This window comes from Flavobacterium artemisiae, assembly GCF_042678225.1.
In the GTDB taxonomy this organism is placed as follows: domain Bacteria; phylum Bacteroidota; class Bacteroidia; order Flavobacteriales; family Flavobacteriaceae; genus Flavobacterium; species Flavobacterium artemisiae.
Map to the genome: position 1 here is coordinate 771,099 of NZ_JBHUDZ010000012.1, position 26,445 is coordinate 797,543.

Sequence of the window (26,445 nt, forward strand, 5' to 3'; positions counted from 1 at the left end):
TTTAGAAAATTTAAAGTACACATATATGTCAGCAGAAGCGCACGATCACGATCACGGACACGATCACGAGCACGAACATCATCATAAAGACACGTTTATTACTAAATATATTTTTAGTATAGACCACAAAATGATTGCTAAACAATACTTGATTACTGGTATTATTATGGGAATCATTGGTATTGCGATGTCTTTATTATTTAGAATGCAATTAGCGTGGCCGGAAGAGTCTTTCAAGATATTTAATGTTTTATTAGGAGATAAATTTGCACCTGATGGTGTAATGGCTAACGATATTTATCTGGCTTTAGTTACAATTCACGGTACTATCATGGTATTTTTTGTACTAACAGCTGGTTTAAGTGGAACTTTTAGTAACTTACTTATTCCACTTCAAATTGGAGCAAGAGATATGGCTTCTGGATTTATGAATATGATTTCATACTGGTTGTTCTTCTTATCTGCAGTTGTAATGTTATGTTCTTTATTTGTTGAAGCAGGTCCTGCTTCTGCTGGATGGACAATTTACCCTCCATTAAGTGCTTTGCCACAAGCGATCCCAGGATCTGGAACTGGTATGACTTTATGGTTAGTTTCAATGGCTATCTTTATTGCATCTTCTTTAATGGGATCTTTAAATTACATTGTTACTGTTCTTAACTTGAGAACTAAAGGTATGTCTATGACTAGACTTCCTCTTACAATTTGGACTTTCTTTGTAACAGCTATTATTGGTGTTATTTCATTTCCAGTATTATTATCTGCGGCTTTATTATTGATTTTTGATAGAAGTTTTGGTACTTCATTCTTCTTATCAGATATTTACATTGCTGGAGAGGTTCTTCACTATCAAGGTGGTTCTCCTGTATTGTTTGAGCACTTATTCTGGTTCTTAGGTCACCCTGAGGTTTACATCGTAATCTTACCAGCAATGGGTCTTGTATCTGAAATTATGGCTACAAACTCTCGTAAACCAATCTTTGGATACAGAGCGATGATTATGTCAGTTCTTGCAATTGCATTTTTATCTACAATCGTTTGGGGTCACCACATGTTTATTTCAGGTATGAATCCTTTCTTAGGATCTGTATTTACATTTACTACTTTATTGATTGCAATTCCATCTGCTGTAAAAGCATTTAACTGGATTACAACTTTATGGAAAGGTAACTTACAGTTTAACCCTGCTATGTTGTTCTCAATCGGAATGGTTTCTACTTTCATCACTGGAGGTTTAACAGGAATCATTTTAGGAGATAGTACTTTAGATATTAACGTTCACGATACATACTTCGTAATTGCTCACTTCCACTTAGTAATGGGTATTTCTGCACTTTACGGTATGTTTGCTGGTATTTACCACTGGTTCCCTAAAATGTACGGAAGAATGTTGAACAAAAACTTAGGTTATATTCACTTCTGGATTACGGCGGTTTGTGCTTATGGAGTTTTCTTCCCAATGCACTTTATAGGATTAGCTGGTTTACCAAGACGTTATTATACAAATACAAACTTCCCATTATTTGATGATTTACAAAATGTGAATGTTTTAATTACAACATTCGCTCTTGTTGGAGGTGCGTTCCAATTAGTATTCTTATACAACTTCTTTAGTAGTATTTTCTACGGTAAAAAAGCAGTTCAGAATCCTTGGAGATCTACAACTTTAGAATGGACAACTCCTGTAGAGCATATTCACGGAAACTGGCCAGGAGAAATTCCTCATGTATACCGTTGGCCGTATGACTACAGTAACCCAAATCATGATGTAGATTTTGTACCGCAAAATGTACCAATGAAAGAAGGTGAACAAGTTTTACACCACTAAAAATATTTTAAAAAGCCGCTTTTCTAAGCGGCTTTTTTTATTTGCTTCAAAATCAATTTTTGAATGCATCATTACTTTTTACAAACTAATAACTTTGCCTATCTTTGTAAAATGAATGAGAATTTAGATCCCACTACAAAAGGTTATAATTCTGAAGAGTTAGATCTTGAGAAAAAATTACGTCCGCTGTCATTTGATGATTTTGCCGGACAAGATCAGGTTTTAGAAAATTTAAAAGTATTTGTTGCTGCAGCTAATCAAAGAGGTGAAGCTCTTGATCATGCTTTGTTTCATGGGCCTCCTGGTCTTGGAAAAACAACACTTGCTAATATTTTAGCGAATGAACTTGAGGTAGGGATTAAAATTACTTCTGGTCCTGTTTTGGATAAACCTGGTGATTTGGCTGGATTGCTTACCAATCTTGATGAAAGAGATGTTTTATTCATTGACGAAATTCATCGTTTAAGTCCTGTTGTTGAAGAATATTTATATTCGGCGATGGAAGATTTTAAAATTGATATTATGATTGAATCTGGTCCCAATGCTAGAACAGTTCAAATCAATTTAAATCCTTTTACTTTGATCGGAGCAACAACTCGTTCAGGACTTTTGACCGCTCCTATGCGAGCACGTTTTGGAATCTCTTCAAGATTACAATATTATACAACCGAACTTTTGACTACAATTGTCGAGCGAAGTGCTTCAATTCTAAAAATGCCTATTGATTTAGAAGCAGCAATCGAAATCGCAGGAAGAAGCCGCGGTACGCCGCGTATTGCAAATGCGTTATTGAGAAGAGTTCGTGATTTTGCTCAAATTAAAGGGAATGGAAGAATTGATTTGGAAATTTCTAGATATGCCTTGAAAGCATTAAATGTTGATGCGCATGGTTTGGATGAAATGGATAATAAAATCTTACTTACAATTATCAATAAGTTTAAAGGTGGGCCTGTTGGTTTATCGACTTTAGCGACCGCAGTTTCTGAAAGCAGCGAAACAATTGAAGAAGTTTATGAACCATTTTTAATTCAGGAAGGGTTTATTATGCGTACTCCAAGAGGACGTGAAGTTACCGATAAAGCGTATAAACATCTAGGAAAAATAAACACTAATATTCAGGGAGGGTTATTTTAAATTTTATGTCTTCTGAAGTAAAATATAATTACCCTGCAAAATTATCAATTTTGAGATTTTTTTTGGATGCTGAAGGTGTTCGAAGAAACCCTATTCCTTTCCATAAAAAGTATTTTGAAAGATTTGGCGATTCTTTTTCTATTCGGATTGGTTATTCAAAATACATTGTTTTATCTCGTGATAATGAAATTGCAGAATATATTTTAGTTAAAAATCAAAAGAATTACAATAAGTCTAAGTTTCAATCGGTTTATCTTTCCAAATATTTAGGAAATGGTCTTTTGACTAGTGACGGAGATTTTTGGCTTAAACAAAGACGTCTTATTCAACCGGCATTTCATAAACAAAAAATGAATCTGCTGGTGGCTAATATCAATAAAACGATTTCACTTGAAATTGATCATTTAGAAGAAGGAAAGACTATTGATATTTTTCCTGTTATGAGCCAGCTGGCTTTTAATGTGGTTGCAAAATCTTTATTTGAACTTTCTATTTCTGAAGACAAATTAGTTAGGATCAAATTTATTATAGAAGAAGTTCAAAAATTTTTGGTTAAAGAAATCAGACTTCCGCATAAAGCATTTTGGTTTTCATTGAGTGGTCAGGTGAAGAAACATCTAAAATTAGCTGAAGAAAATGATAAAATCATTCAAGGAATAATTGAAGATAGAAATTCATCAAAAGCAGCGTTTAATGATTTATTAAATATGCTCATGGAGACTCGTTATGAAGATACGGGTGAGGGTATGTCAATGAAACAATTAATAGATGAGATTAAAGTTTTGTTTATTGCCGGACATGAAACTACCGCAAATGCATTGACTTTTACTCTTCATCTTTTAGGCAGAAATCCAGAAGTACAACAAAAAATATTTGATGAAATAACTGCAATAGAGTCAGAAACTGATAATATTATAGAACAGCTTCAAAAGATGGTATATACGACTGCTGTTTTGAACGAATCAATGCGTTTATATCCTCCGGCATGGATTACAGACAGGCAAAATGTTGAAGACGATTCGTTGGCTCAATTTAATATAAAAAAAGGGACATTAATCGGGATTTCATTTTTTGAATTACATAGAAACCCAAAGTACTGGAATAATCCGGATGAATTTATTCCTGAGCGATTTTTAGGCGATCAAAAGAAACTTTCAATGCCTTATTTTTATCCTTTTGGCGCTGGACCTAGAATGTGTATTGGAGCTGGTTTTGCTATGTACGAAATGTGTTTGGCGATTACTCAGATTGTAAAAAAATATGAAATAAAAGCTGAGAAGGCAGCAATTGAATTCAATCCGTTGGTTACTTTAAAACCTGTGAATGTTGAAGTGTCATTTTCTAAAAGATGAGCATTAATTCAAAAGAAATATATTCAAAATTTATAAAAGAAGAAGCTAAAAGACTTGGTTTTTTGTCTTGTGGTATTTCTAAAGCTGGTTTTTTGGAACAAGAAGCGCCTCGTTTGGAAAAGTGGCTGAAGGATAATCGTAATGGTCAAATGGCTTATATGGAGAACCATTTTGATAAACGGCTAGATCCGACTATATTGGTTGAAGATGGTAAAAGTGTAGTGTCACTTTTATTAAATTATTATCCAGACTCACTGCAGAATGAAGAGAGTTTTAAGATTTCTAAATATGCTTACGGACAGGATTATCATTTTGTGATTAAGGATAAATTAAAAGAATTATTACACTCGATTCAAGAAAATATAGGAGAAGTTTCGGGTCGTGCTTTTGTCGATTCAGCGCCTGTTTTGGACAAAGCCTGGGCTGCAAAAAGCGGTTTAGGATGGATAGGAAAAAACAGTAACTTAATAACTCAAAAAGTAGGTTCGTTTTATTTTATAGCCGAATTAATCATCGATTTGGATTTAGAATATGATTATGCAGTTACAGATCATTGTGGTTCCTGTACAGCCTGCATAGATGCTTGTCCCACACAAGCAATTGTAGCTCCGTATGTTGTTGACGGAAGTAAGTGTATATCTTATTACACAATTGAATTGAAAGAGAATATTCCGTCAGAAATGCGTGGTAAGTTTGACGAATGGATGTTTGGCTGTGATACTTGCCAAGATGTTTGTCCTTGGAATCGATTTTCTAAACCACATTCAGAACCATTGTTTAGTCCTAATTCTGAATTACTGTCTTTTTCTAAAAAGGATTGGAATGAAATTACGGAAGAAACTTTTAAAGTTGTTTTTAAAAATTCACCAATAAAAAGAACAAAATTTGAAGGGCTTAAAAGAAATATTGCATTCTTAAAATAGGTTTTTATAAAATTGATTGTCAGTATGTTGTCTTATTTGTATAAGAAATTACGTTGTTTAAATCACTCTTTTTCTTATCGTATTTGTAGCTAAATACCTTGTTTTTTGTTTTTTGACTAATATTTAAGCTATTTCTTACTATTTCGTTGTTTATTATTCAAAATTTTAACTATTCGTATTTCTTTAACAATAGTTAAATTATGTTGTTTAACGTTTTTCTGTGTAGTTTGTCGAGTTAATGTATTTAGTAATGAGGGCTTTGCATATTTTCGCTGCTCCAAAACTACATTAATTTAACCTTGAGACAACATTGTGTCTTGAACCTAACATGACTATGGTCCAAACGCTTCGTATTTTTTGTAAAAAGTTTATAGAGAAAATTTTTACAGTTAAAAAATCCAATCATTTAAATTTTTCGTATTTCACCAATATGTCAAAAATCTTTGCAGGTTTTTGTTCATATAATATTTCTGTTCCACAAATTCAAGTTGTCTATGCCAAACTTTACATTTAAAAAGTTTAATTTATTTAAACTAACTTTTCTTGTTGTACTATTTTTTGTTTCTTCTAAAACAAGAGCTCAGTTTCCTTATTCACAATCATTTAAAAATTCAACAGCTCCAGGTGTTTTATTTGGAGGATCGCCTACAGCATTCTTAACGGGAGGTGTTGGTGCTAGAGATGGTTACACAGATGCGAATGGTTCAGGTTACTTAAGATTGACCAATAATCAAGGAAATCAGAAAGGGATTGTTTATTCTGATGCTTATACATTTCCATCTGCTTATGGAATGACTATTACATTTGAGTATTTCACACATAGTAAAACCAGCGGAAGCGGAGCGGATGGAATCGCGTTTATATTATTCGACGCAACTGCATCTCCTGTAGAGGTTGGAGCTTTTGGTGGTTCATTAGGATATGCACAAAGAAATACTGAAACAGGTTTTTCCAAGGGGTATTTGGGTGTTGGTATCGATGAATTTGGAAATTTTTCTGCTGCGAATGAAGGTAAAACAGGTGGAGCAGGTGTATTATCAAGTAATGTTACTTTAAGAGGAGCCGGAACAGGAACAACTGGCTACAGACACTTAATATCTTCACAGACTACAGCATTAGCAAGTCCTTTTAATGTTGCAGGAAATGACAGGACAGCTGTTGATAATACAAAAGCAGGTTATAGAAAAATGGAAGTCATTTTAAGACCTCGTTCAACAGGCGGATTTTTTATTGATGTTTATCTAACACATGGAAGTGTGCGTGATTTAATTATTAATAATTTTGCCTATACTGATGCCGCACCTTCAAATTTGAAATTTGCTATTTCATCTTCTACAGGAGGTTCGAATAACTTTCACGAAATTCGTAATTTAAATATTACCGTAGACCAGTCAACTCTTTTGACACCAGTAGCAAATGCAGACAGTTTTACAGGCTGTGTAGGTGTTGCTGCAACTTCGGGAGACATTACAGCAAACGATAATGGATCTGTTAATACTTTAGCAACGGTTAATAAATCTACAGTCGATTTGGATACTGCGACTGCGGGAATTCAAACCTCAAATACTGTTGCAGGAAAAGGTACATTTACATACGATTCGGCTACAGGTAATGTAACTTTTACTCCGCTAAACAATACAATAGTTGGACCTGTTTCTATTAATTATACTTTTAATGATACTTATAACAAAACATCTAGTGCTTCTACAATAACGTACAATACTTATACGGCAATAACAAATAATACCATAACGGCTCCATCGACTTCAACTTTTTGTACAGGTCCGCAAAATCCAGGTAATATTAATGGTTCTAATGCGTCAGGGGGAACAACTACGTTGGCATATCAATGGGAAAGCAGTTCTGATAATGTTACGTTTAATCCGATTAGTGGAGCAACAAATGTGAATTATAATCCTTCATCAGTAAGTGCTTCAACTTACTACAGAAGAATTGTTACTTCTGGAACTTGTAAAAATACGAGTAATGTTGTTGCCATTATTATAGGAAAAGCAAGTGCTACAACAGCGACAGCAGCGACTGCAACAACTTGTAACAGTTTTACAGCTAATTGGAATACAGTGCCAAATGCGACATCATATGGTTTATCTGTTTCAACAAACTCTACTTTCAGCAGCCATGTAGCCAATTTCGATGGAAGAGATCTTACGTCTTCAAATTCGTATACGGTTACAGGTTTAACTTCAGGACAGACTTATTATTTCAAAGTTTGGTCTTATAACAGCTGTGGAGTTGGTGATACTTCATCTAATGTAATTACAGTAACAGTAGGAAATGGCTCAGTGGCAGGAACTGCATCAGCAACACAAACTATTTGTTCTGGTACGTCTCCTGCAGATTTGACTTTGACAGGTTATACAGGAACAATTCAATGGCAGTCTTCTGCTGACAATAGTACTTTTACAGGTATTTCAGGTGCAACAAGTGCTGTTTTAACAAGTTCTCAAATGGGAACATTAACGGCTAACAGATATTATAGAGCTGTGGTTACAAGTGGTTCATGCTCATCTGCAAATACTTCTTCAGTTTTAATCACTGTAAGCCCAGTTCCTGTTTTAGGAACAGCGGCACAATCGGCAGCAGTTTGTGATGGTTCTACGGCAAGAATAAATTTAACAGGATTACTGGCTAATAGTACCTCAACAATTTCTTATTCTATTGATGGCGTTGCTCAAACCCCTGTTGCAGGAATAACTGCGGATGCAGTTGGTGCGGGAGCATTTGATTCTGCAGTTTTAACAGCTGCTAACAATGGAAAAATACTAAAGATAACAGCAGTAACAACGACAAGTACGACACCAAACTGTACTAGTTCGGTTAATAAAGATGTTACACTGAATGTTAACGCATCATCAGTTGGAGGAAGTATAGCTTCTGCTCAAACGATTTGTTCAGGAACATCTCCAGCAGACTTGGTTTTGAGTGGAAACACAGGAACTGTTACTAAATGGCAAAAAGCTTCTGATGTAGCATTTACAAGTCCGACTGACATTGCATCAACTTCAACAACATTGGCAAAAGCTACTATTGGGAACTTAGCTGCAAATACTTATTTTAGAGCTATCGTTCAGAATGGAGTTTGTTCTGCAGCATTTTCAGGATCTGTTTTGATTACTGTAAATGCAACTCCTTCTGCACCGTCAGCTTCAGCACAAACTTTCTGTTCTGTTGATGCTAAAAAAGTTAGTGATTTAGTACCATCAGGAGCATCATACAAATGGTACAATGCTTCAAGCGCTGGAACATTATATACAGGAACAGAAACACTTGCTACAGGAACATATTATGTAAGCCAGACATCAAACGGATGCGAAAGTTCAAGAACCGCGGTAACGGTAACGGTTAATACGACGCCGTCAGCACCTTCTGCTTCAGCACAGGTTTTCTGTTCAGCTGATTCTAAAAAAGTTAGTGATTTAGTACCATCAGGAGCATCATACAAATGGTACAGTGCTTCAAGCGCTGGAACATTATATGCAGGAACAGAAACACTTGCTACAGGAACTTACTATGTAAGTCAGACGACAAACGGATGTGAAAGCTCAAGAACTGCAGTAACAGTAACGGTAAATACAACGCCGGCTGTGCCAACAGTAGGAACTATTAATCAGCCGACTTGTTCTACGGCAACTGGAAGTTTTACAATTGGAAATTATAACGCATCAAATACTTATACAATTACTCCATCAGCAGGAGTTACCCGCAATGCAGGTGTTGTAACAGCACCAGAAGGAAATTACACGATTTCTGCATCAGCAAACGGATGTACTTCAGCAAATGCTTCATTTGCAATTAATGCGCAGCCAGTAACACCGGCATCACCGACAGTAGGAACTATAACCCAGCCTACTTGTTCTACGGCAACTGGAAGTTTTACAATTGGAAATTATAACGCATCAAATACTTATACAATTACTCCATCAGCAGGAGTTACCCGCAATGCAGGAGTTGTAACAGCGCCAGAAGGAAATTACACGATTTCTGCATCAGCAAACGGATGTACTTCAGCAAATGCATCATTTACAATTAATGCGCAACCAGTAACACCAGCAGTACCGACAGTAGGAACTATTACTCAGCCGACCTGTTCTACGGTAACTGGAAGTTTTACAATTGGTAATTACAGTGCATCAAATACTTATACAATTACTCCATCAGCAGGAGTTACCCGCAATGCAGGTGTTGTAACAGCACAAGAAGGAAGCTACACGATTTCTGCATCAGCAAACGGATGTACTTCAGCAAATGCATCATTTACAATTAATGCGCAGCCAGTAACACCGGCATCACCGACAGTAGGTACCATTACTCAGCCTACTTGTTCTACGGCAACTGGAAGTTTTACAATTGGGAACTACAGTGCATCGAATACTTATACAATTACTCCATCAGCAGGTGTTACCCGCAATGCAGGAGTTGTAACAGCACCAGAAGGAAATTACACGATTTCTGCATCAGCAAACGGATGTACATCTGGAAATGCATCATTTACAATTTATGCGCAGCCAGTAACACCGGCATCACCGACAGTAGGTACTATTACTCAGCCTACTTGTTCTACGGCAACTGGAAGTTTTACGATTACGAATTATAACTCAAATTATACTTATTTGGTTAGCCCATCAGCAGGAGTAACAATTACAGGTAATACAATTTCAGCTCCATCAGGAAGTTATGTAGTTAAAGCTTCGCTTAGTGGTTGTGAATCAACAGGAACAAATGCAGTAGTTTATTCTCAAATTTGTGCAGTTTCTGAGACATTGACGCCTGCCATTAATGGATTAACAGGAGGAGACACTACAGCATCACTTATTGCAGGAGATAAATTAAATAATTCTCAAGCAGTAATAGGAAGCAGTGCAGGGCAGGTAATAATCAGTCCAGTTAGTATTCCAGCGGGATTTTTGATTAATAGTGATGGTACAGTAAAAGTTCCTGCTAATACAAAAGCTGGAAATTATAATATTGAATACAGCATCTGCGAAGTAAGTAACCCGTCTAATTGCTCAACAGCAGTTTCTATTGTTCAGGTAACAGCTCCAGTTATTGATGCAGTTGTTGATACCATTGCTGCAATAAATGGAAATATCGGAGGTACAACAATTTCACTTACTACGAATGATACTTTAAACGGAAACCCTGTAGTAATTGGAACAAATCCTGGTGAGGTTACTTTTACTTTGATTAGCACACTTCCGACAGGCTTAACATTAAACGCAGACAGAACCATTACTGTAGCATCAAATACACCTGCAGGAAATTATAACGTTCAATACCGTATCTGCGAAAATAACAACCCTTCAAACTGTGACACTGTAACTTCAATAGTTCCAGTAACGGCAGGTGTTCTAGTAGCAAATGCAGACACAATTCCATCGGTTACGGCTTCAAATACAGCTCAGACTTTTGGGACAAATGTTTTTGATAATGATACTAAAAACGGATCTCCGTTAAATCCATCTGATGTAACGCTTACAGTTACAACAGCAGACCCAAAAGGATACTTAAGTTTAGACACAAACGGAAATGTAGTTTTAGGAGCCAATGCACCAGCAGGAAATTATGAATTGACATATACAATCTGTGAGAAATTAAACCCTTCTAACTGCAGTTCAAATACTGTAGAAGTTACAGTTGGTTTACCGGTTATTGACGCAGTTACAGAAACAACAACATCAATAAATGGAAACATTGGCGGAACAACAGCATCGCTTACAGCAAACGATACGTTAAACGGAAACCTGGTTGTAATAGGAACGGGAGCAGGACAGGTTAAACTGACTTTAGTCGGAACTATTCCTAGCGGATTAACCTTAAATGCAGACGGAACAGTAACTGTAGCACCAAATACACTGGCAGGAACTTATGACGTAGAATACAGTATCTGCGAGATCACAAATCCATCAAACTGTGATACAGTGATTTCTAAAGTTGTGGTTGGATTATCAGTAATCGATGCCGTTACAGAAACAACAATATCAATAAATGGAAATACGGGAGGCACAACAGCGTCGCTTACAGCAAACGATACTTTAAATGGAAATCCGGTTGTAATAGGAACGGGAGCAGGACAGGTTAAACTGACTTTAGTTGGAACTCTTTCCAGCGGATTAACATTAAATGCAGACGGAACTGTAACTGTAGCGCCAAACACGCCGGCAGGAACTTATGACGTAGAATACAGTATCTGCGAGATCACAAATCCATCAAACTGTGATACAGTGATTTCTAAAGTTGTGGTTGGATTATCAGTAATCGATGCCGTTACAGAAACAACAATATCAATAAATGGAAATACGGGAGGCACAACAGCGTCGCTTACAGCAAACGATACTTTAAATGGAAATCCGGTTGTAATAGGAACGGGAGCAGGACAGGTTAAACTGACTTTAGTTGGAACTCTTTCCAGCGGATTAACATTAAATGCAGACGGAACTGTAACTGTAGCGCCAAACACGCCGGCAGGAACTTATGATGTAGAATACAGCATCTGCGAGATCACGAATCCATCAAACTGTGATACAGTAATTTCAAAAGTTGTAGTTGGTTTATCAGTTATCGATGCAGTTACAGAAACAACAGCTTCAATAAATGGAAACATCGGAGGTACAACAATTTCACTTACTACGAACGATACTTTAAATGGAAACCCGGTTATAATAGGAACTGGAGCAGGACAAGTTAAACTAACTTTGGTCGGGACTCTTTCCAGCGGATTAACATTAAATGCAGACGGAACGGTAACTGTAGCGCCAAACACGCCGGCAGGAACGTATGATGTGGAATACAGCATCTGCGAAATCACAAACCCATCAAACTGTGATACTGTAATTTCTAAAGTTGTGGTTGGTTTATCAGTAATCGATGCCGTGACAGAAACAACAACATCAATAAACGGAAATGCAGGAGGCACAACAGCGTCACTTACAGCAAATGATACTTTAAACGGTAATCCGGTTGTAATAGGAACTGGTGCAGGACAAGTTAAACTGACTTTAGTCGGGACTCTTTCCAGCGGATTAACATTAAACGCAGACGGAACGGTAACTGTAGCACCAAACACGCCGGCAGGAACTTATGACGTAGAATACAGCATCTGCGAAATCACAAATCCATCAAACTGTGATACAGTGATTTCAAAAGTTGTGGTTGGTTTACCAGTAATTGATGCGGTTACAGAAACAACAACATCAATAAATGGAAACACAGGAGGCACAACAGCATCGCTTACAGCAAACGATACTTTAAACGGAAATCCGTTTGTAATAGGAACAAATGCAGGCGAAGTTAAACTGACTTTAGTCGGAACTCTTTCCAGCGGATTAACATTAAACGCAGACGGAACAGTAACTGTGGCGCCAAATACGCCGGCAGGAACTTATGATGTTGAATACAGCATCTGCGAAATCACAAATCCATCAAACTGTGATACAGTGATTTCAAAAGTTGTAGTTGGTTTATCAGTTATCGATGCCGTGACAGAAACAACAATATCAATAAACGGAAATGCAGGAGGCATAACAGCATCCCTTACAGCAAACGATACTTTAAACGGAAATCCAGTTGTAATAGGAACGGGAGCAGGACAGGTTAAACTGACTTTAGTCGGAACTCTTCCTGGCGGATTAACATTAAATGCAGACGGAACAGTAACTGTAGCGCCAAATACGCCGGCAGAAACTTATGACGTAGAATACAGCATCTGCGAAATCACGAATCTATCAAACTGTGATACAGTGATTTCAAAAGTTGTGGTTGGTTTACCGGTGATTGATGCAGTTACAGAAACAACAACATCAATAAACGGAAACACTGGAGGCACAACAGCATCCCTTACTGCAAACGATACTTTAAATGGAAATCCAGTTGTAATCGGAGCTGGCGCAGGACAGGTTAAACTGACTTTAGTCGGAACTCTTTCCAGCGGATTAACCTTAAACGCAGACGCAACAGTAACTGTAGCGCCAAATACGCCGGCAGGAACGTATGATGTAGAATACAGCATCTGCGAGATCACTAATCCATCAAACTGTGATACTGTAATTTCTAAAGTTGTGGTTGGATTATCAGTGATTGATGCCGTTTCAGAAACAACAACATCAATAAATGGAAACACAGGAGGCACAACAGCATCGCTTACAGCAAACGATACTTTAAACGGAAATCCTGTAGTAATAGGAACTGGCGCAGGACAGGTTAAACTGACTTTAGTCGGAACTCTTGCCAGCGGATTAACCTTAAACGCAGACGCAACAGTAACTGTAGCGCCAAATACGCCGGCAGGAACTTATGACGTAGAATACAGCATCTGCGAAATCACGAATCCATCAAACTGTGATACTGTGATTTCTAAAGTTGTGGTTGGTTTACCGGTTATTGACGCAGTTACAGAAACAACAATATCAATAAACGGAAACACAGGAGGGACAACAGCGTCGCTTACAGCAAACGATACTTTAAACGGAAATCCAGTTGTAATAGGAACTGGCGCAGGTCAAGTTAAACTGACTTTAGTCGGAACTCTTTCCAGCGGATTAACATTAAATGCAGACGGAACAGTAACTGTAGCGCCAAATACGCCGGCAGGAACTTATGACGTAGAATACAGCATCTGCGAGATCACAAATCCATCAAACTGTGATACAGTGATTTCAAAAGTTGTGGTAACAGCAGGAAATCTAGTGGCAAATGCAGACACAATTCCATCGGTTACGGCTTCAAATACAGCTCAGACTTTAGGAACAAATGTTTTTGATAATGACACTAAAAACGGATCTCCGTTAAATCCATCAGATGTAAACCTGACAGTTACAACAGCAGATCCAAAAGGATATCTAAGTTTAGATTCAAACGGAAATGTAGTTTTAGGAGCTAACGCACCAGCAGGAAATTATGAATTGACATATACAATCTGTGAGAAATTAAACCCTTCAAACTGCAGTTCAAATACTGTAGAAGTTACAGTTGGTTTACCAGTGATTGATGCAGTTACAGAAACAACAGCATCAATAAATGGAAACACAGGAGGCACAACAGCGTCGCTTACAGCAAACGATACTTTAAACGGAAACCCGGTTGTAATAGGAACTGGCGCAGGACAAGTTAAACTGACTTTAGTTGGAACTCTTGCCAGCGGATTAACATTAAACGCAGACGGAACGGTAACTGTCGCGTCAAACACGCCGGCAGGAACTTATGATGTGGAATACAGCATCTGCGAAATCACGAATCCATCAAACTGTGATACTGCACTTTCTAAAGTTGTCGTTGGTTTATCGGTTATCGATGCCGTTACAGAAACAACAACATCAATAAACGGAAACACAGGAGGCACAACAGCGTCGCTTACAGCAAACGATACTTTAAACGGAAACCCGGTTGTGATTGGAACAGGAGCAGGACAGGTCAAAGTGACTTTAGTCGGAACTCTTGCCAGCGGATTAACATTAAATGCTGACGGAACAGTAACCGTAGCACCAAACACTCAGGCAGGAACTTACGATGTAGAATACAGCATCTGCGAAATCACGAATCCATCAAACTGTGATACTGTGATTTCTAAAGTTGTGGTTGGATTATCAGTTATCGATGCCGTTACAGAAACAACAACATCAATAAACGGAAACATTGGAGGAACAACAGCCTCACTTACAGCAAACGATACTTTAAACGGAAACGCGGTTGTAATTGGAACGGGAGCAGGACAAGTTAAACAGACTTTAGTCGGAACTCTTGCCAGCGGACTAACATTAAACGCAGACGGAACGGTAACTGTAGCGCCAAATACGCCTGCAGGAACTTACGATGTAGAATACAGCATCTGCGAGATCACAAATCCATCAAACTGTGATACAGTGATTTCTAAAGTTGTGGTTACAGCAGGAAACTTGGTGGCAAATGCAGACACAATTCCATCGGTTACAGCTTCGAATACAGCCCAGACTTTAGGAACAAATGTTTTTGATAATGATACTAAAAACGGATCTCCGCTAAATCCATCAGATGTAAATCTGACAGTTACAACAGCAGATCCAAAAGGATATTTAAGTTTAGACACAAACGGAAACGTGGTTTTAGGAGCCAATGCACCCGCAGGAAATTATGAATTGACTTACACAATCTGTGAGAAATTAAATCCTACAAACTGCAGTTCAAATACTGTAGAGGTTACAGTTGGTCTGCCAGTTATCAATGCGGTTACAGAAACAACAACTTCAATAAATGGAAACATCGGAGGAACAACAGCCTCACTTACAGCAAACGATACTTTAAACGGAAACCCAGTTGTAATAGGAACGGGAGCAGGACAAGTTAAGCTGACTTTAGTCGGAACTCTTGTCAGCGGACTAACCTTAAACGCAGACGGAACAGTAACTGTTGCATCAAATACGCCGGCAGGAACTTACGATGTAGAATACAGCATCTGCGAGATCACAAATCCATCAAACTGTGATACAGTGATTTCTAAAGTTGTCGTTACAGCAGGAAACTTGGTGGCAAATGCAGACACAATTCCATCGGTTACAGCTTCAAATACAGCTCAGACTTTAGGAACAAATGTTTTTGATAATGACACTAAAAACGGATTCCCGCTAAATCCATCAGATGTAAATCTGACAGTTACAACAGCAGATCCAAAAGGATATCTAAGTTTAGATTCAAACGGAAATGTAGTTTTAGGAGCCAACGCACCGGCAGGAAATTATGAATTGACATATACAATCTGTGAGAAATTAAACCCTTCTAACTGCAGTTCAAATACTGTAGAAGTTACAGTTGGTTTACCAGTAATCGATGCCGTTACAGAAACAACAACATCAATAAACGGAAACACAGGAGGCACAACAACATCCCTTATAGTAAACGATACATTAAACGGAAATCCGGTTGTAATAGGAACTGGCGCAGGACAGGTTAAACTGACTTTAGTTGGAACTCTTGCCAGCGGATTAACCTTAAACGCAGACGGAACAGTAACTGTAGCGCCAAACACGCCTGCAGGAACTTATGATGTAGAATACAGCATCTGCGAGATCACAAATCCATCAAACTGTGATACTGTGATTTCAAAAGTTGCGGTTACAGCAGGAAATTTAGTGGCAAACACAGACACAATTCCATCGGTTACAGCTTCAAATACAGCTCAGACTTTAGGAACAAATGTTTTTGATAATGACACTAAAAACGGATTGCCGCTAAATCCATCAGATGTAAATCTGACAGTTACAACAGCAGATCCAAAAGGATATTTAAGTTTAGATTCAAATGGAAATGTGGTTTTAGGCGCTAACGCACCGGCAGGAAATTATGAATTGACATATACAATCTGTGAGAAATTAAATCCTACTAACTGCAGTTCAAATACTGTAGAAGTTACAGTTGGTTTACCGGTTATCGATGCCATTACAGAAACAACAACATCAATAAACGGAAACATTGGAGGCACAACGATTTCGTTGACGACAAATGATACTTTAAACGGTAATCCTGTAATAATAGGAACAAATGCGGGTGAAGTTAAGTTGACTTTAGTTGGAACACTTCCTAGTGGCTTAACATTAAATACTGATGGAACCGTTACGGTTGCACCAAATACACCAGCAGGAAATTACAATGTTGAATACAGCATCTGTGAGGTTTCAAATCCAACAAATTGCGATTCTGTGATTTCGGTAGTAGTTGTTAATGCTGGAACTCTAGTTGCAAACGAAGATATTGTAACAACTGCAGTTGGCATTAATATACCGCAGACACTTATTAATATTTTTACAAATGATACTAAAAATGGACAGTCTTTAGTTCCTTCAGATGTAAATCTGACAGTTACAACGGCAGATCCAAAAGGATATTTGGTATTGAATCCAGACGGAACAGTAACACTTAATCCGAATGCACCAGCAGGAACTTACGAGCTTACTTATACGATCTGCGAGAAATTGAATCCATCAAATTGCAGTTCAAATAATGTAAAAGTAACGGTTACAGAACCAAAAATGACAGTAATAGCAGATAGTTATTGCGCGAATAATGTTCCGTATGTTAACTACAGCGTTACTCCAGATAATTTTACAACAACTAATTTATTAACCATAAATTGGATAGACAGTGCGAATAATGTTGTGGCAACTCAAACCAACTTACCATTAAGTGGATCTGTTTTATGGCCAGGTGCAACTGTTGATGGCAGAGGAAACGGAGAAGACTGGCCAGGCTGGGTTTTAAATAACGATCAATGGACAGAAGGTGCTGACGGATTTGAATTAACAAGACCTGGAGTTACAATGCAATTTGTATTGAATCCAACGGTAAATGTTTCGGTAACATATCCAGATAATCAGACAGGATGTAACGCACGTCCACCATTCTCGATCAAAGCAAATGACGATAACGCTGGACCGCTTGACGTGAAAAAAGATGTGAATGCAATGGTTAACATTTTCACGAACGATATTTTGAACGGAATAAAACCAAACGTATCAGATGTAGTTTTAACAACGGTGATTCCAAACGCAAACTTGATTTTAAATCCAAATGGTTCAATCAGCGTTTTACAAGACACGCCAAATGGAGAATATAAATTAACGTATCAAATTTGTGAAGCAGCAAATACGTCAAACTGTAGTCAGGCAGTAGTTACAGTTATGGTCGTAAATAGTGTAGAGCCAATTACACCAGCAGAGCCTCAGCTAGCTCTGACAAACGATACTAATATAAGTGTTGACGGAATCAACGGTTCATTAGAGTTTGTAAATGTTTTAGACAATGATTTACTGAACGGACAACCAATCAATCCTGCCGATGTTACTGTTTCGCCAGTAACAATCAATTCGAATTTTGAATGGAATGCTGACGGAACCGTTAATGTAAAACCAAATACACCTGGAGGTAATTATGCTTTAACATATCAAGTGTGTGTAAAAGGAAGTACAACAAATTGTGCGACAGCAGTTTTAAATGTTTTTGTTGAAGTTCCTGCGATTGCAGTAATCAAAACAGCAGTATTTAATGACGAAAATCAAAGTGGTTACGCAAATGCTGGTGAGACCATTACATACACATTTACAGTTACAAACACAGGTAATGTTCCATTAACAAACATTAAAATTACTGACCCATTAACTGGAGTAGTAGTTTCTGGACAACCAATTAGTCTTGCTGTAAACGAATCGAATAATACTAATTTCTCAGCTGTTTATAAAATAACACAAGAAGACATTAACCGAGGAAAAGTGAGCAATCAAGCAAGCGTTCAAGGTCAGAGTCAAAGAGGAGTTGTAGTAGAAGACTTGTCAGATGACATGAGTAATAGCGGTGACAATCCAACTGTTCTAGATGTAAACGGATGTGTGATTAAAGTATTCAATGCTTTCTCTCCAAACGGAGATGCTAAAAATGCAAGATTCTACATTCAAGGTTTAGAATGTTATCCTAACAATACGGTTGAGATTTACAACCGATGGGGAGTTCTGGTTTTCAGTATAGATCAGTACAACAATCAAGATCGAGTTTTTGTTGGATATTCAGACGGACGTTCAACTGTTAAACAATCAGAAGGTCTTCCGGTCGGAACTTATTTCTATATCCTGAAATACAAAGACAACGATTCAAACCCGCACGAACAATCAGGATACTTATACATTAATAAATAAAATAAATTTCGGCTTAGTTTCCGGCTAAGCCGTTTTTTTAAAACTTGATAAATGAAAAAATTAATTTTAGTTTTTATGTTTTTTACAGTTGTGTGTTCGGCTCAGCAAGACGCTCAGTTCACACAATATATGTACAATACAATAGAAATCAATCCTGCTTATGCTGGTTCGAGAGGAGTTTTGAGTGTCTTTGGTTTGTACCGTACACAATGGGTTGGGCTGGATGGAGCTCCAAAAACGGGGACTTTTTCTATAAATACACCGCTTAATAATAATAAACTTGGACTTGGGCTTTCTTTGGTTAATGATAAAATCGGACCAACAACTGAAAATACTTTGTCTGCAGATTTCTCGTATACAGTACCAACGTCAGAAAATTTTAAATTGTCTTTCGGAATAAAAGGAACGGCAAATATGTTCAATCTAGATGCAAGTAAGCTGAGTTATGAAGACCAAGACGATCCTCAATTTCAGGATTTGAAAAATAAATTTTCGCCAAATATTGGAGCTGGTATTTACTACCATTCAGACCGTGCTTATATCGGATTATCGGTTCCTAATTTTATTGAAACCAATCGTTACGATGATAATGATACGGCCATCTTTAAAGAAAAAATCAACTATTATTTAATTGCAGGTTATGTATTTAATCTGGATCGTTTAGAATACATCAAATTCAAACCAGCCTTAATGACCAAAATGGTAGAAGGAGCGCCTTTGCAGGTAGATGTTTCAGGAAACTTTATGTTTAACGACAAATTTGTTCTTGGAGTTGCTTATCGCTGGAGTGCATCTGTGAGTGCAATGGCAGGATTTCAAATCACCGACGGATTGTATTTAGGATATGGTTACGATCATGAAACAACACAATTGAGAAAATACAATTCAGGTTCGCATGAAGTTTTCTTAAGATTTGAGTTTTTAAAAAATTATAATAAAATGATATCTCCAAGATTCTTTTAATAAAACCTATGGAAGTAAAAAAAATAAGTCTGGTCTTTTTGTTATGGAGTATTTTTTCGACAGTAAATGCTCAAAATCCGTTTACAGGTCTTAGCATAAAAGATGCCGATAAAAAGTATGAAGAATATGCTTATGCAGATGCCATAAAAGCATACGAAAGCTTAGTAAACGCTTCAAAAAATGACGACAAAATAGTACAGCGTCTTGCCAATTCTTATTATTTTAACGGCGACTTAACGGGCGCTTTAAAATGGTACGACGAACTTTTTAAAATAAAAGAAGATCAAGATACAGAAACATTGTACCGTTATGCGCAATGTTTAAAATCGGCTGGAAATTATCGTAAAGCAGATGAAGTACTGCAAAAATTCAATCAAAAAGCGGTTTTAGAAAAAAGAGCCGATTTGATTCGAAACGACAAAAACTATCTGGAGGGAATAAAAGAAAATTCAGGAAGATATGAAGTCGCAGATGCTGGAATCAATTCGAGTCTTTCGGATTACGGAAGTGTGATCTACAACAATAAAATTGTCTTTACTTCTGCAAGAGACACAGGCGGCATTGCAAGATCTAATTTTAAATGGACCAATACATCTTTTTCAAAATTATACGCTTCCGATTTAAAATCTGATGGAAGTGTTGGAAAAGTAATTCCTTTTGAAAAAAAGAAAAACGAAAAATTCAATGTTTCGACACCCGTTTTTACAAAAGATGGAAGAACAATGTATTTTACCCGAAATAATTTTACAGACGGTAAAAGAGGAAGAAATGATAAAAATGTTACGCTTTTAAAATTGTATAAAGCAGAACTTATTGATGAGGAATGGAAAAACGTAAAAGAACTTCCTTTCAACAGTGATCAATACAGTACGGCGCATCCAGCTTTGAGCATAGACGAAAAAACATTGTATTTTGCTTCAGATATGCCGGGAACTTTAGGGCAGTCGGATATTTATAAAGTTAAAATTAATGGAGACGGAAGTTTTGGAACTCCAGAAAATTTAGGGCCTTCAATTAACACCGAAGGAAGAGAAACATTCCCGTTTGTTTCGGGCGAAAACGAATTGTATTTTGCTTCAGACGGGCGCCCAGGTCTTGGCGGACTGGATATTTTTGTTACCAGAATAAAAGGCGAAAATGTTTTTGATGAAGTTCTAAATATCGGAGAACCTGTAAACAGTAAACAAGACGATTTTGCTTTTACAATCGATACCAAAAACAGAAATGGTTTCTTTTCTTCAAACAGAGAAAACGGACATGGTTTAGACGATATTTACCGATTTACAGAAACAAAAAGATTGTACTGCGAGCAGAATTTATCTGGAAAAGTAACTGATGAAGAGTCAAGAGAGGTTTTAGCCAATACCTCTTTAACTTTGTTCAATGATAAATTTGACGTTGTTGGAACAGTTGTTTCAAATGAATATGGAAATTATACTTTCCCAAATATAAAATGTGGAAAAAAATATACCATTAGAACATCCAAAACAGATTATAATGCGAAAGAAGTTTCGGTAAACCTTAAAAAAGAAAACGGAGACACTTCACTACAGATTTCACTGCATAAAGTATTTATACCGCTTGCGACAAAAGCGATTGAAATTAAAAAAGTAGCAATAAGTCCTGTAAAATTGGGAGCAATAAAAGTAGGTGCAGATTTAGCTAAATTATTGAATCTGCCAATGAACTTTTTTGATTTAGGAAAAGCAACAATCAAAAAAACATCAGAACCGCAATTACAGAAAGTTGTCGATCTTTTAAATCAATATCCAACCGTTAAGTTAGATATTCGTTCGCATACCGACAGCCGTTCGTCTTCAGAAAGCAATCAAATTCTTTCTGAAAAAAGAGCACAATCAACCAAAAGCTGGCTCGTTTCTAAAGGAATAGATGAAAGCAGATTATCAGCAAAAGGTTATGGCGAAACACAATTAGTAAATAAATGTGCAGATGGAGTAAAGTGCACCGAAAAACAACACATGCAGAATAGAAGAAGTGAGTTTATTATAACTACTTTATAAGATATTCAAATATTGATATTATAAGGGTTGTCTCAATGGCAACCCTTTTTTTATCTATAAATATTCCGCCCCGCTGGGGCTAAATTTCTGTGGACATTTGTTGCATCTCTATAAATATATCATCCCTCTGGGATTTTCTGCATAAAGCTCTGGAAGAGCCAAATATTTATAGAAATGGAATAAAACCATAAAAATAAAGCCTGTAAAGCTCTGGAAGAGCGAAATGTTTATAGAATTAGAATAGAAGCAGAGAGATAAAGCTCCAGCGGAGCGACATATTCAAAGCTGTTTTAATCATTTACAATATAAGAATCTTCATTACACAAAAGATCAAATTCACTTAAAAACTCCATTTCATGAAGGGGAATCAGTTGTACTATTATCTCTAAAATAAGTGCTACATCTATAGCATTTTTATTGGTTTGAGAAATCTTATTCGCTTCTTGATTGAGTGCGAGAATACACAACCGAAGCATATCAACAATAACATATCCCAGTTCAGAATAATTCATAAAATTAAGCGCTGCAATATTGGTTTTTGATTGATCATTTTTTGGTTTTAATGTTTTGAAATAAAGAGACGTTAATCTTTTGAGTTGTTCTAAATTTTTGATTTCATTGGTTTCCATATTCATTTTTCATTGGTAAATAAGATATTTTTTCTTTCAGACAAGTTCCAACTTTCAATTTTAACGATCGAAATAGGATAATATTTGGTAGTTCAAAACTTGTTAAATTTTAAAAGTCAAACCTACTAAATGTTTATTGAATAGAGGTAGACATATATGTCGGGTTTAGTTTTTTTATAAATAGAAAAAGGGAAAAGTTAAAAAACCTCATTTTTCACAAAAAAGCCTTTTAAAATATTTCCTTCGTTGTCGTATGTTTTTCGAAATCTAAAATACATTGTATTTTGTTTAAAATGAATGTGTTATAATTTTAAAAAAGCAAGTTCTCAGTCAATCGTGTCTTTTTTTGTTTTAACTTTATGTTTCTAAAATTTTTCGGATATGACTGTAAATCAAATATTAAACGCAAAAGGAAGAAATGTATTTTCGGTACTTTCAACAACAACAGTTTATGAAGCTTTGAAAGTAATGGGAGAAAAAAACATTGGTGCAATCCTCGTTATAGACGAAAATAACCTTAAAGGAATATTGTCTGAAAGAGACTACGCAAGAAAAGTAATATTAAAAGACAGATCGTCAAAAGAAACTTTTGTGCATGAAATTATGGAAAGCAATGTTTTTACGGTCAGTTTATGCAATAATATTGAAGACTGCATGGAATTGATGAGCTCAAAAAGAATCAGACATCTCCCTGTCGTAGATGACGGAGTCGTAGTCGGAATCATCTCAATCAGCGATGTAGTTAAGGCAATTATCGAGATTCAGAAAGATACCATTCATCATTTAAATTCTTATATTTCACAATAAAAGAAATTCAAAAAATAACTTTTTAATAATAGTCCAAGGTATATTGGACTATTTTTTTGAATTATTCGGAATGTAATTAAAAAAAAGAAAACGCTAAAAAGGTGCCTTTTTAAAACAAGACTTATATCTTTGTAAGCTAGAATAAAAGCTAAAAATAATGAACAAAGAGAGTAAAAGAAGAGAAGCGCTTCAGTATCACGCAGAGCCGACTCCAGGAAAAATTCAAGTAGTTCCAACAAAAAAATACGCAACCCAGAGAGATTTATCTTTGGCTTATTCGCCAGGAGTTGCAGAGCCGTGTTTAGAAATTGCAGCAAACAAAGAAGACGTTTACAAGTATACAGCAAAAGGAAATTTAGTTGCCGTAATCTCAAACGGTACAGCGGTTTTAGGTCTTGGAGATATTGGTCCAGAAGCTGGAAAACCAGTTATGGAAGGAAAAGGTCTTTTGTTTAAAATATTCTCTGATATTGACGTTTTTGATATCGAAGTAGATACTAAAAATGTTGAAGAATTTATTCAGACCGTAAAAAATATTGCTCCAACTTTTGGAGGAATCAATCTAGAAGATATTAAAGCGCCAGAATCTTTCGAAATTGAAAGAAGATTAATAGAAGAATTAGACATTCCGGTAATGCACGATGACCAGCACGGAACAGCAATTATCTCTTCTGCGGCTTTAATCAACGCACTAGAATTAGCAGGAAAAAAAGCTGAAGACGTAAAAATGGTAGTTTCGGGAGCAGGTTCGGCTGCAATCGCTTGTACCGATTTATATGTTTCTTTGGGTGTAAAAGTAGAGAATATTTTAATGTACAACAGTAAAGGACTTTTAACAAAAGACAACCCTTCACTTTCAGATTTACAATTAAAATATGCAATTGACGGCGCTAAAATTGAATTAGCAGAAGCTGTAAAAGATGCAGACGTTTTCATCGGATTATCTTCAGGAGATATTTTATCACCGGCAATGTTATTGTCAATGGCAAAAAATCCTATTGTTTTTGCAATGGCAAATCCAAATCCAGAAATCGATTATAATCTTGCTGTAGAAACAAGAAAAGACGTTATTATGGCTACGGGACGTTCTGATTTTCCTAATCAGGTAAATAACGTTCTTGGTTTCCCTTATATTTTTAGAGGAGCACTTGACGTAAGAGCTACAAAAATTAACGAAGCAATGAAAATGGCGGCTGTAAAAGCTTTAGCTATTTTGGCAAAAGAACCAGTTCCTGAGCAGGTAAACGTGGCTTATGGAGCAACAAAATTAGGATTCGGACAAGAATATATTATTCCTAAACCATTTGATCCTCGTTTGATTACAGTTGTTGCGCCGGCAGTAGCAAGAGCAGCAATGGAGTCTGGCGTAGCCAAAAATCCTATTACCGACTGGGCAGCTTATGAAGATGTGCTTCGCGAACGTATGGGTAACGACAACAAAATGGTGCGTTTAATTACAAACCGTGCTAAATTAGATCCTAAACGTATTGTTTTTGCTGAGGCAGATCAATTAAATGTATTAAAAGCAGCGCAGATTGTTTATGAAGACGGAATCGGTTTCCCGATTTTATTAGGAAACAAAGAAGTTATTTTAGAATTAAAAGCAGAATTAGGCTTTGATGCTGATCTTGAAATCATTGACCCTAAAACTGATGAAGAAGAAGAAAGACGCAATCGTTTTGCTAATTCATTCTGGGAGTCCAGAGAACGCAGAGGTGTTTCAAAATTAGATGCACAAAAATTCATGCGCGAGAGAAACTATTTCGCAGCAATGATGGTAAATGAAGGCGAAGCAGATGCTTTAGTTACAGGACATTCTAGAAGTTATCCATCTGTGGTAAAACCAATGATGCAATTGATTCCAAAGGCGCAAAATGCTTCTTTAATTGCTACAGCAAACATGATGTTGACATCACGTGGTCCGATGTTCTTATCAGATACTGCAATCAATATTAATCCATCTGCACAGGATTTGGTAAATATTGCTGTAATGACTTCAAAAACAGCTAAAATGTTTGGAGTTGAGCCAGTTATTGCAATGGTTTCATTCTCAAATTTTGGATCTTCGACAAGCGAAAGCGCTTCAAAAGTAAGAGAAGCGGTTGCTTATTTACATAAAAATCATCCAGAAATGATTGTTGATGGAGAAATTCAGGCAGATTTTGCTTTGAATCCAGAAATGCTTCAAGAAAAATTTCCATTCTCTAAATTAGCAGGTAAAAAAGTAAATACTTTGATTTTCCCTAACTTAGAATCGGCTAATATCACTTACAAATTATTGAAAGAATTGTACAAAGTGAATTCTATTGGACCAATCATGATGGGTATGGGTAAACCAGTTCACATTTTCCAATTAGGGGCAAGTGTAGAAGAAATGGTGAATATGGCGGCGATCGCAGTTATTGATGCTCAGGAAAAAGAAATTAAAAAAAATAAATTAGCACAATAATATTCCCAAAACGGATTGGATTAAATTGTGCTATTTTTATTGCATTTTTGTTATATTTGATTCGAATACATAATAGTTATGATAGCACATTTGCAAGGAAAACTAGTTGAAAAAAATCCTACGGAGGTAGTGATTGATTGTGGAGGTGTTGGTTATCAGGTAAATATATCTTTGCACACCTTCTCTTTAATTCCAAATTCCGATTTTATAAAATTGTATACGCATCTTCAAATCAAAGAAGATGCGCATACTTTATATGGTTTTGCAGAAAAATCAGAAAGAGAAATTTTTAGAATGCTGCTTTCTGTTTCTGGTATAGGCGCAGGAATAGCAAGAACGATGCTTTCTTCTATAGAACCAAAACAAATTATCAACGCAATAGCTTCTGGAGATGTGGCTGTAATCCAGTCTATCAAAGGGATTGGAAACAAAACAGCTCAGAGAGTTATACTTGATTTAAAAGAAAAAGTTCTTAAATTATACGATTTAGACGAAGTTTCCGTTGTACAAAACAATAGAAACAGAGATGAAGCGTTATCTGCTTTAGAAGTTTTAGGATTTGTCCGTAAAGCTTCTGAAAAAGTTGTCGAAAAAATTGTCAAAGACGATCCCGAAGCTACTGTTGAAACCATTATCAAAAGAGCTTTAAAAAACTTATAAATTCATTTT

Annotated in this window: 11 protein-coding genes; 10 read left to right on the top strand and 1 reads right to left on the bottom strand. The window is 36.5% G+C overall.

Features of this window, described 5'->3' with window-relative positions:
* Window positions 1-25 precede the first annotated feature (25 nt).
* The 7 genes from ACFSC2_RS14025 to ACFSC2_RS14055 all read left to right on the top strand — a co-directional run bounded on the left by ACFSC2_RS14025 (window position 26) and on the right by ACFSC2_RS14055 (window position 21,891).
* On the top strand, window positions 26-1,828 hold the full coding sequence (locus ACFSC2_RS14025; protein ID WP_379814799.1) for a cytochrome c oxidase subunit I: 1,803 nt from the start codon (window positions 26-28) through the stop codon (window positions 1,826-1,828).
* 111 nt (window positions 1,829-1,939) lie between these two features.
* Entirely contained in the window at window positions 1,940-2,962 is a 1,023-nt protein-coding gene (ruvB, locus tag ACFSC2_RS14030; RefSeq protein ID WP_379814798.1) for a Holliday junction branch migration DNA helicase RuvB, read from the top strand.
* Window positions 2,963-2,967: 5 nt separating this feature from the next.
* The gene (locus ACFSC2_RS14035; RefSeq protein WP_379814797.1) at window positions 2,968-4,314 is read left to right on the top strand and encodes a cytochrome P450; all 1,347 of its coding nucleotides are present in this window, start codon (window positions 2,968-2,970) and stop codon (window positions 4,312-4,314) included.
* On the top strand, window positions 4,311-5,237 hold the full coding sequence (gene queG, locus ACFSC2_RS14040; RefSeq protein WP_379814796.1) for a tRNA epoxyqueuosine(34) reductase QueG: 927 nt from the start codon (window positions 4,311-4,313) through the stop codon (window positions 5,235-5,237). The genes ACFSC2_RS14035 and queG overlap by 4 nt, the downstream gene beginning before the upstream one ends.
* Before the next feature lie 494 nt (window positions 5,238-5,731).
* On the top strand, window positions 5,732-18,907 hold the full coding sequence (locus ACFSC2_RS14045; RefSeq protein WP_379818658.1) for a T9SS type B sorting domain-containing protein: 13,176 nt from the start codon (window positions 5,732-5,734) through the stop codon (window positions 18,905-18,907).
* Window positions 18,908-18,958: 51 nt separating this feature from the next.
* Window positions 18,959-19,870, top strand: coding sequence for a PorP/SprF family type IX secretion system membrane protein (locus ACFSC2_RS14050; protein WP_379814794.1), 912 nt, complete (start codon window positions 18,959-18,961; stop codon window positions 19,868-19,870).
* A gap of 8 nt (window positions 19,871-19,878) precedes the next feature.
* Window positions 19,879-21,891 (top strand): OmpA family protein, encoded by a 2,013-nt coding sequence (locus ACFSC2_RS14055; protein WP_379814793.1) that lies wholly within the window; start codon window positions 19,879-19,881, stop codon window positions 21,889-21,891.
* Window positions 21,892-22,181: 290 nt separating this feature from the next.
* On the opposite strand, the gene ACFSC2_RS14060 is transcribed toward ACFSC2_RS14055, so the two are convergent.
* Window positions 22,182-22,526 (bottom strand): hypothetical protein, encoded by a 345-nt coding sequence (locus tag ACFSC2_RS14060; RefSeq protein WP_379814792.1) that lies wholly within the window; start codon window positions 22,524-22,526, stop codon window positions 22,182-22,184.
* A 375-nt stretch (window positions 22,527-22,901) separates the two neighbouring features.
* Here ACFSC2_RS14060 and ACFSC2_RS14065 point away from each other — a divergent pair, with 375 nt between their 5' ends.
* The 3 genes from ACFSC2_RS14065 to ruvA all read left to right on the top strand — a co-directional run bounded on the left by ACFSC2_RS14065 (window position 22,902) and on the right by ruvA (window position 26,436).
* On the top strand, window positions 22,902-23,327 hold the full coding sequence (locus ACFSC2_RS14065; RefSeq protein ID WP_379814791.1) for a CBS domain-containing protein: 426 nt from the start codon (window positions 22,902-22,904) through the stop codon (window positions 23,325-23,327).
* 157 nt (window positions 23,328-23,484) lie between these two features.
* Window positions 23,485-25,776 carry an NADP-dependent malic enzyme gene (locus tag ACFSC2_RS14070; RefSeq protein ID WP_379814790.1) on the top strand — a complete coding sequence of 764 codons (2,292 nt, stop codon included), beginning with the start codon at window positions 23,485-23,487 and terminating at the stop codon, window positions 25,774-25,776.
* Window positions 25,777-25,854: 78 nt separating this feature from the next.
* Complete coding sequence (ruvA, locus tag ACFSC2_RS14075) at window positions 25,855-26,436, top strand: Holliday junction branch migration protein RuvA (RefSeq protein ID WP_379814789.1); 582 nt, start codon at window positions 25,855-25,857, stop codon at window positions 26,434-26,436.
* Window positions 26,437-26,445: the final 9 nt, after the last annotated feature.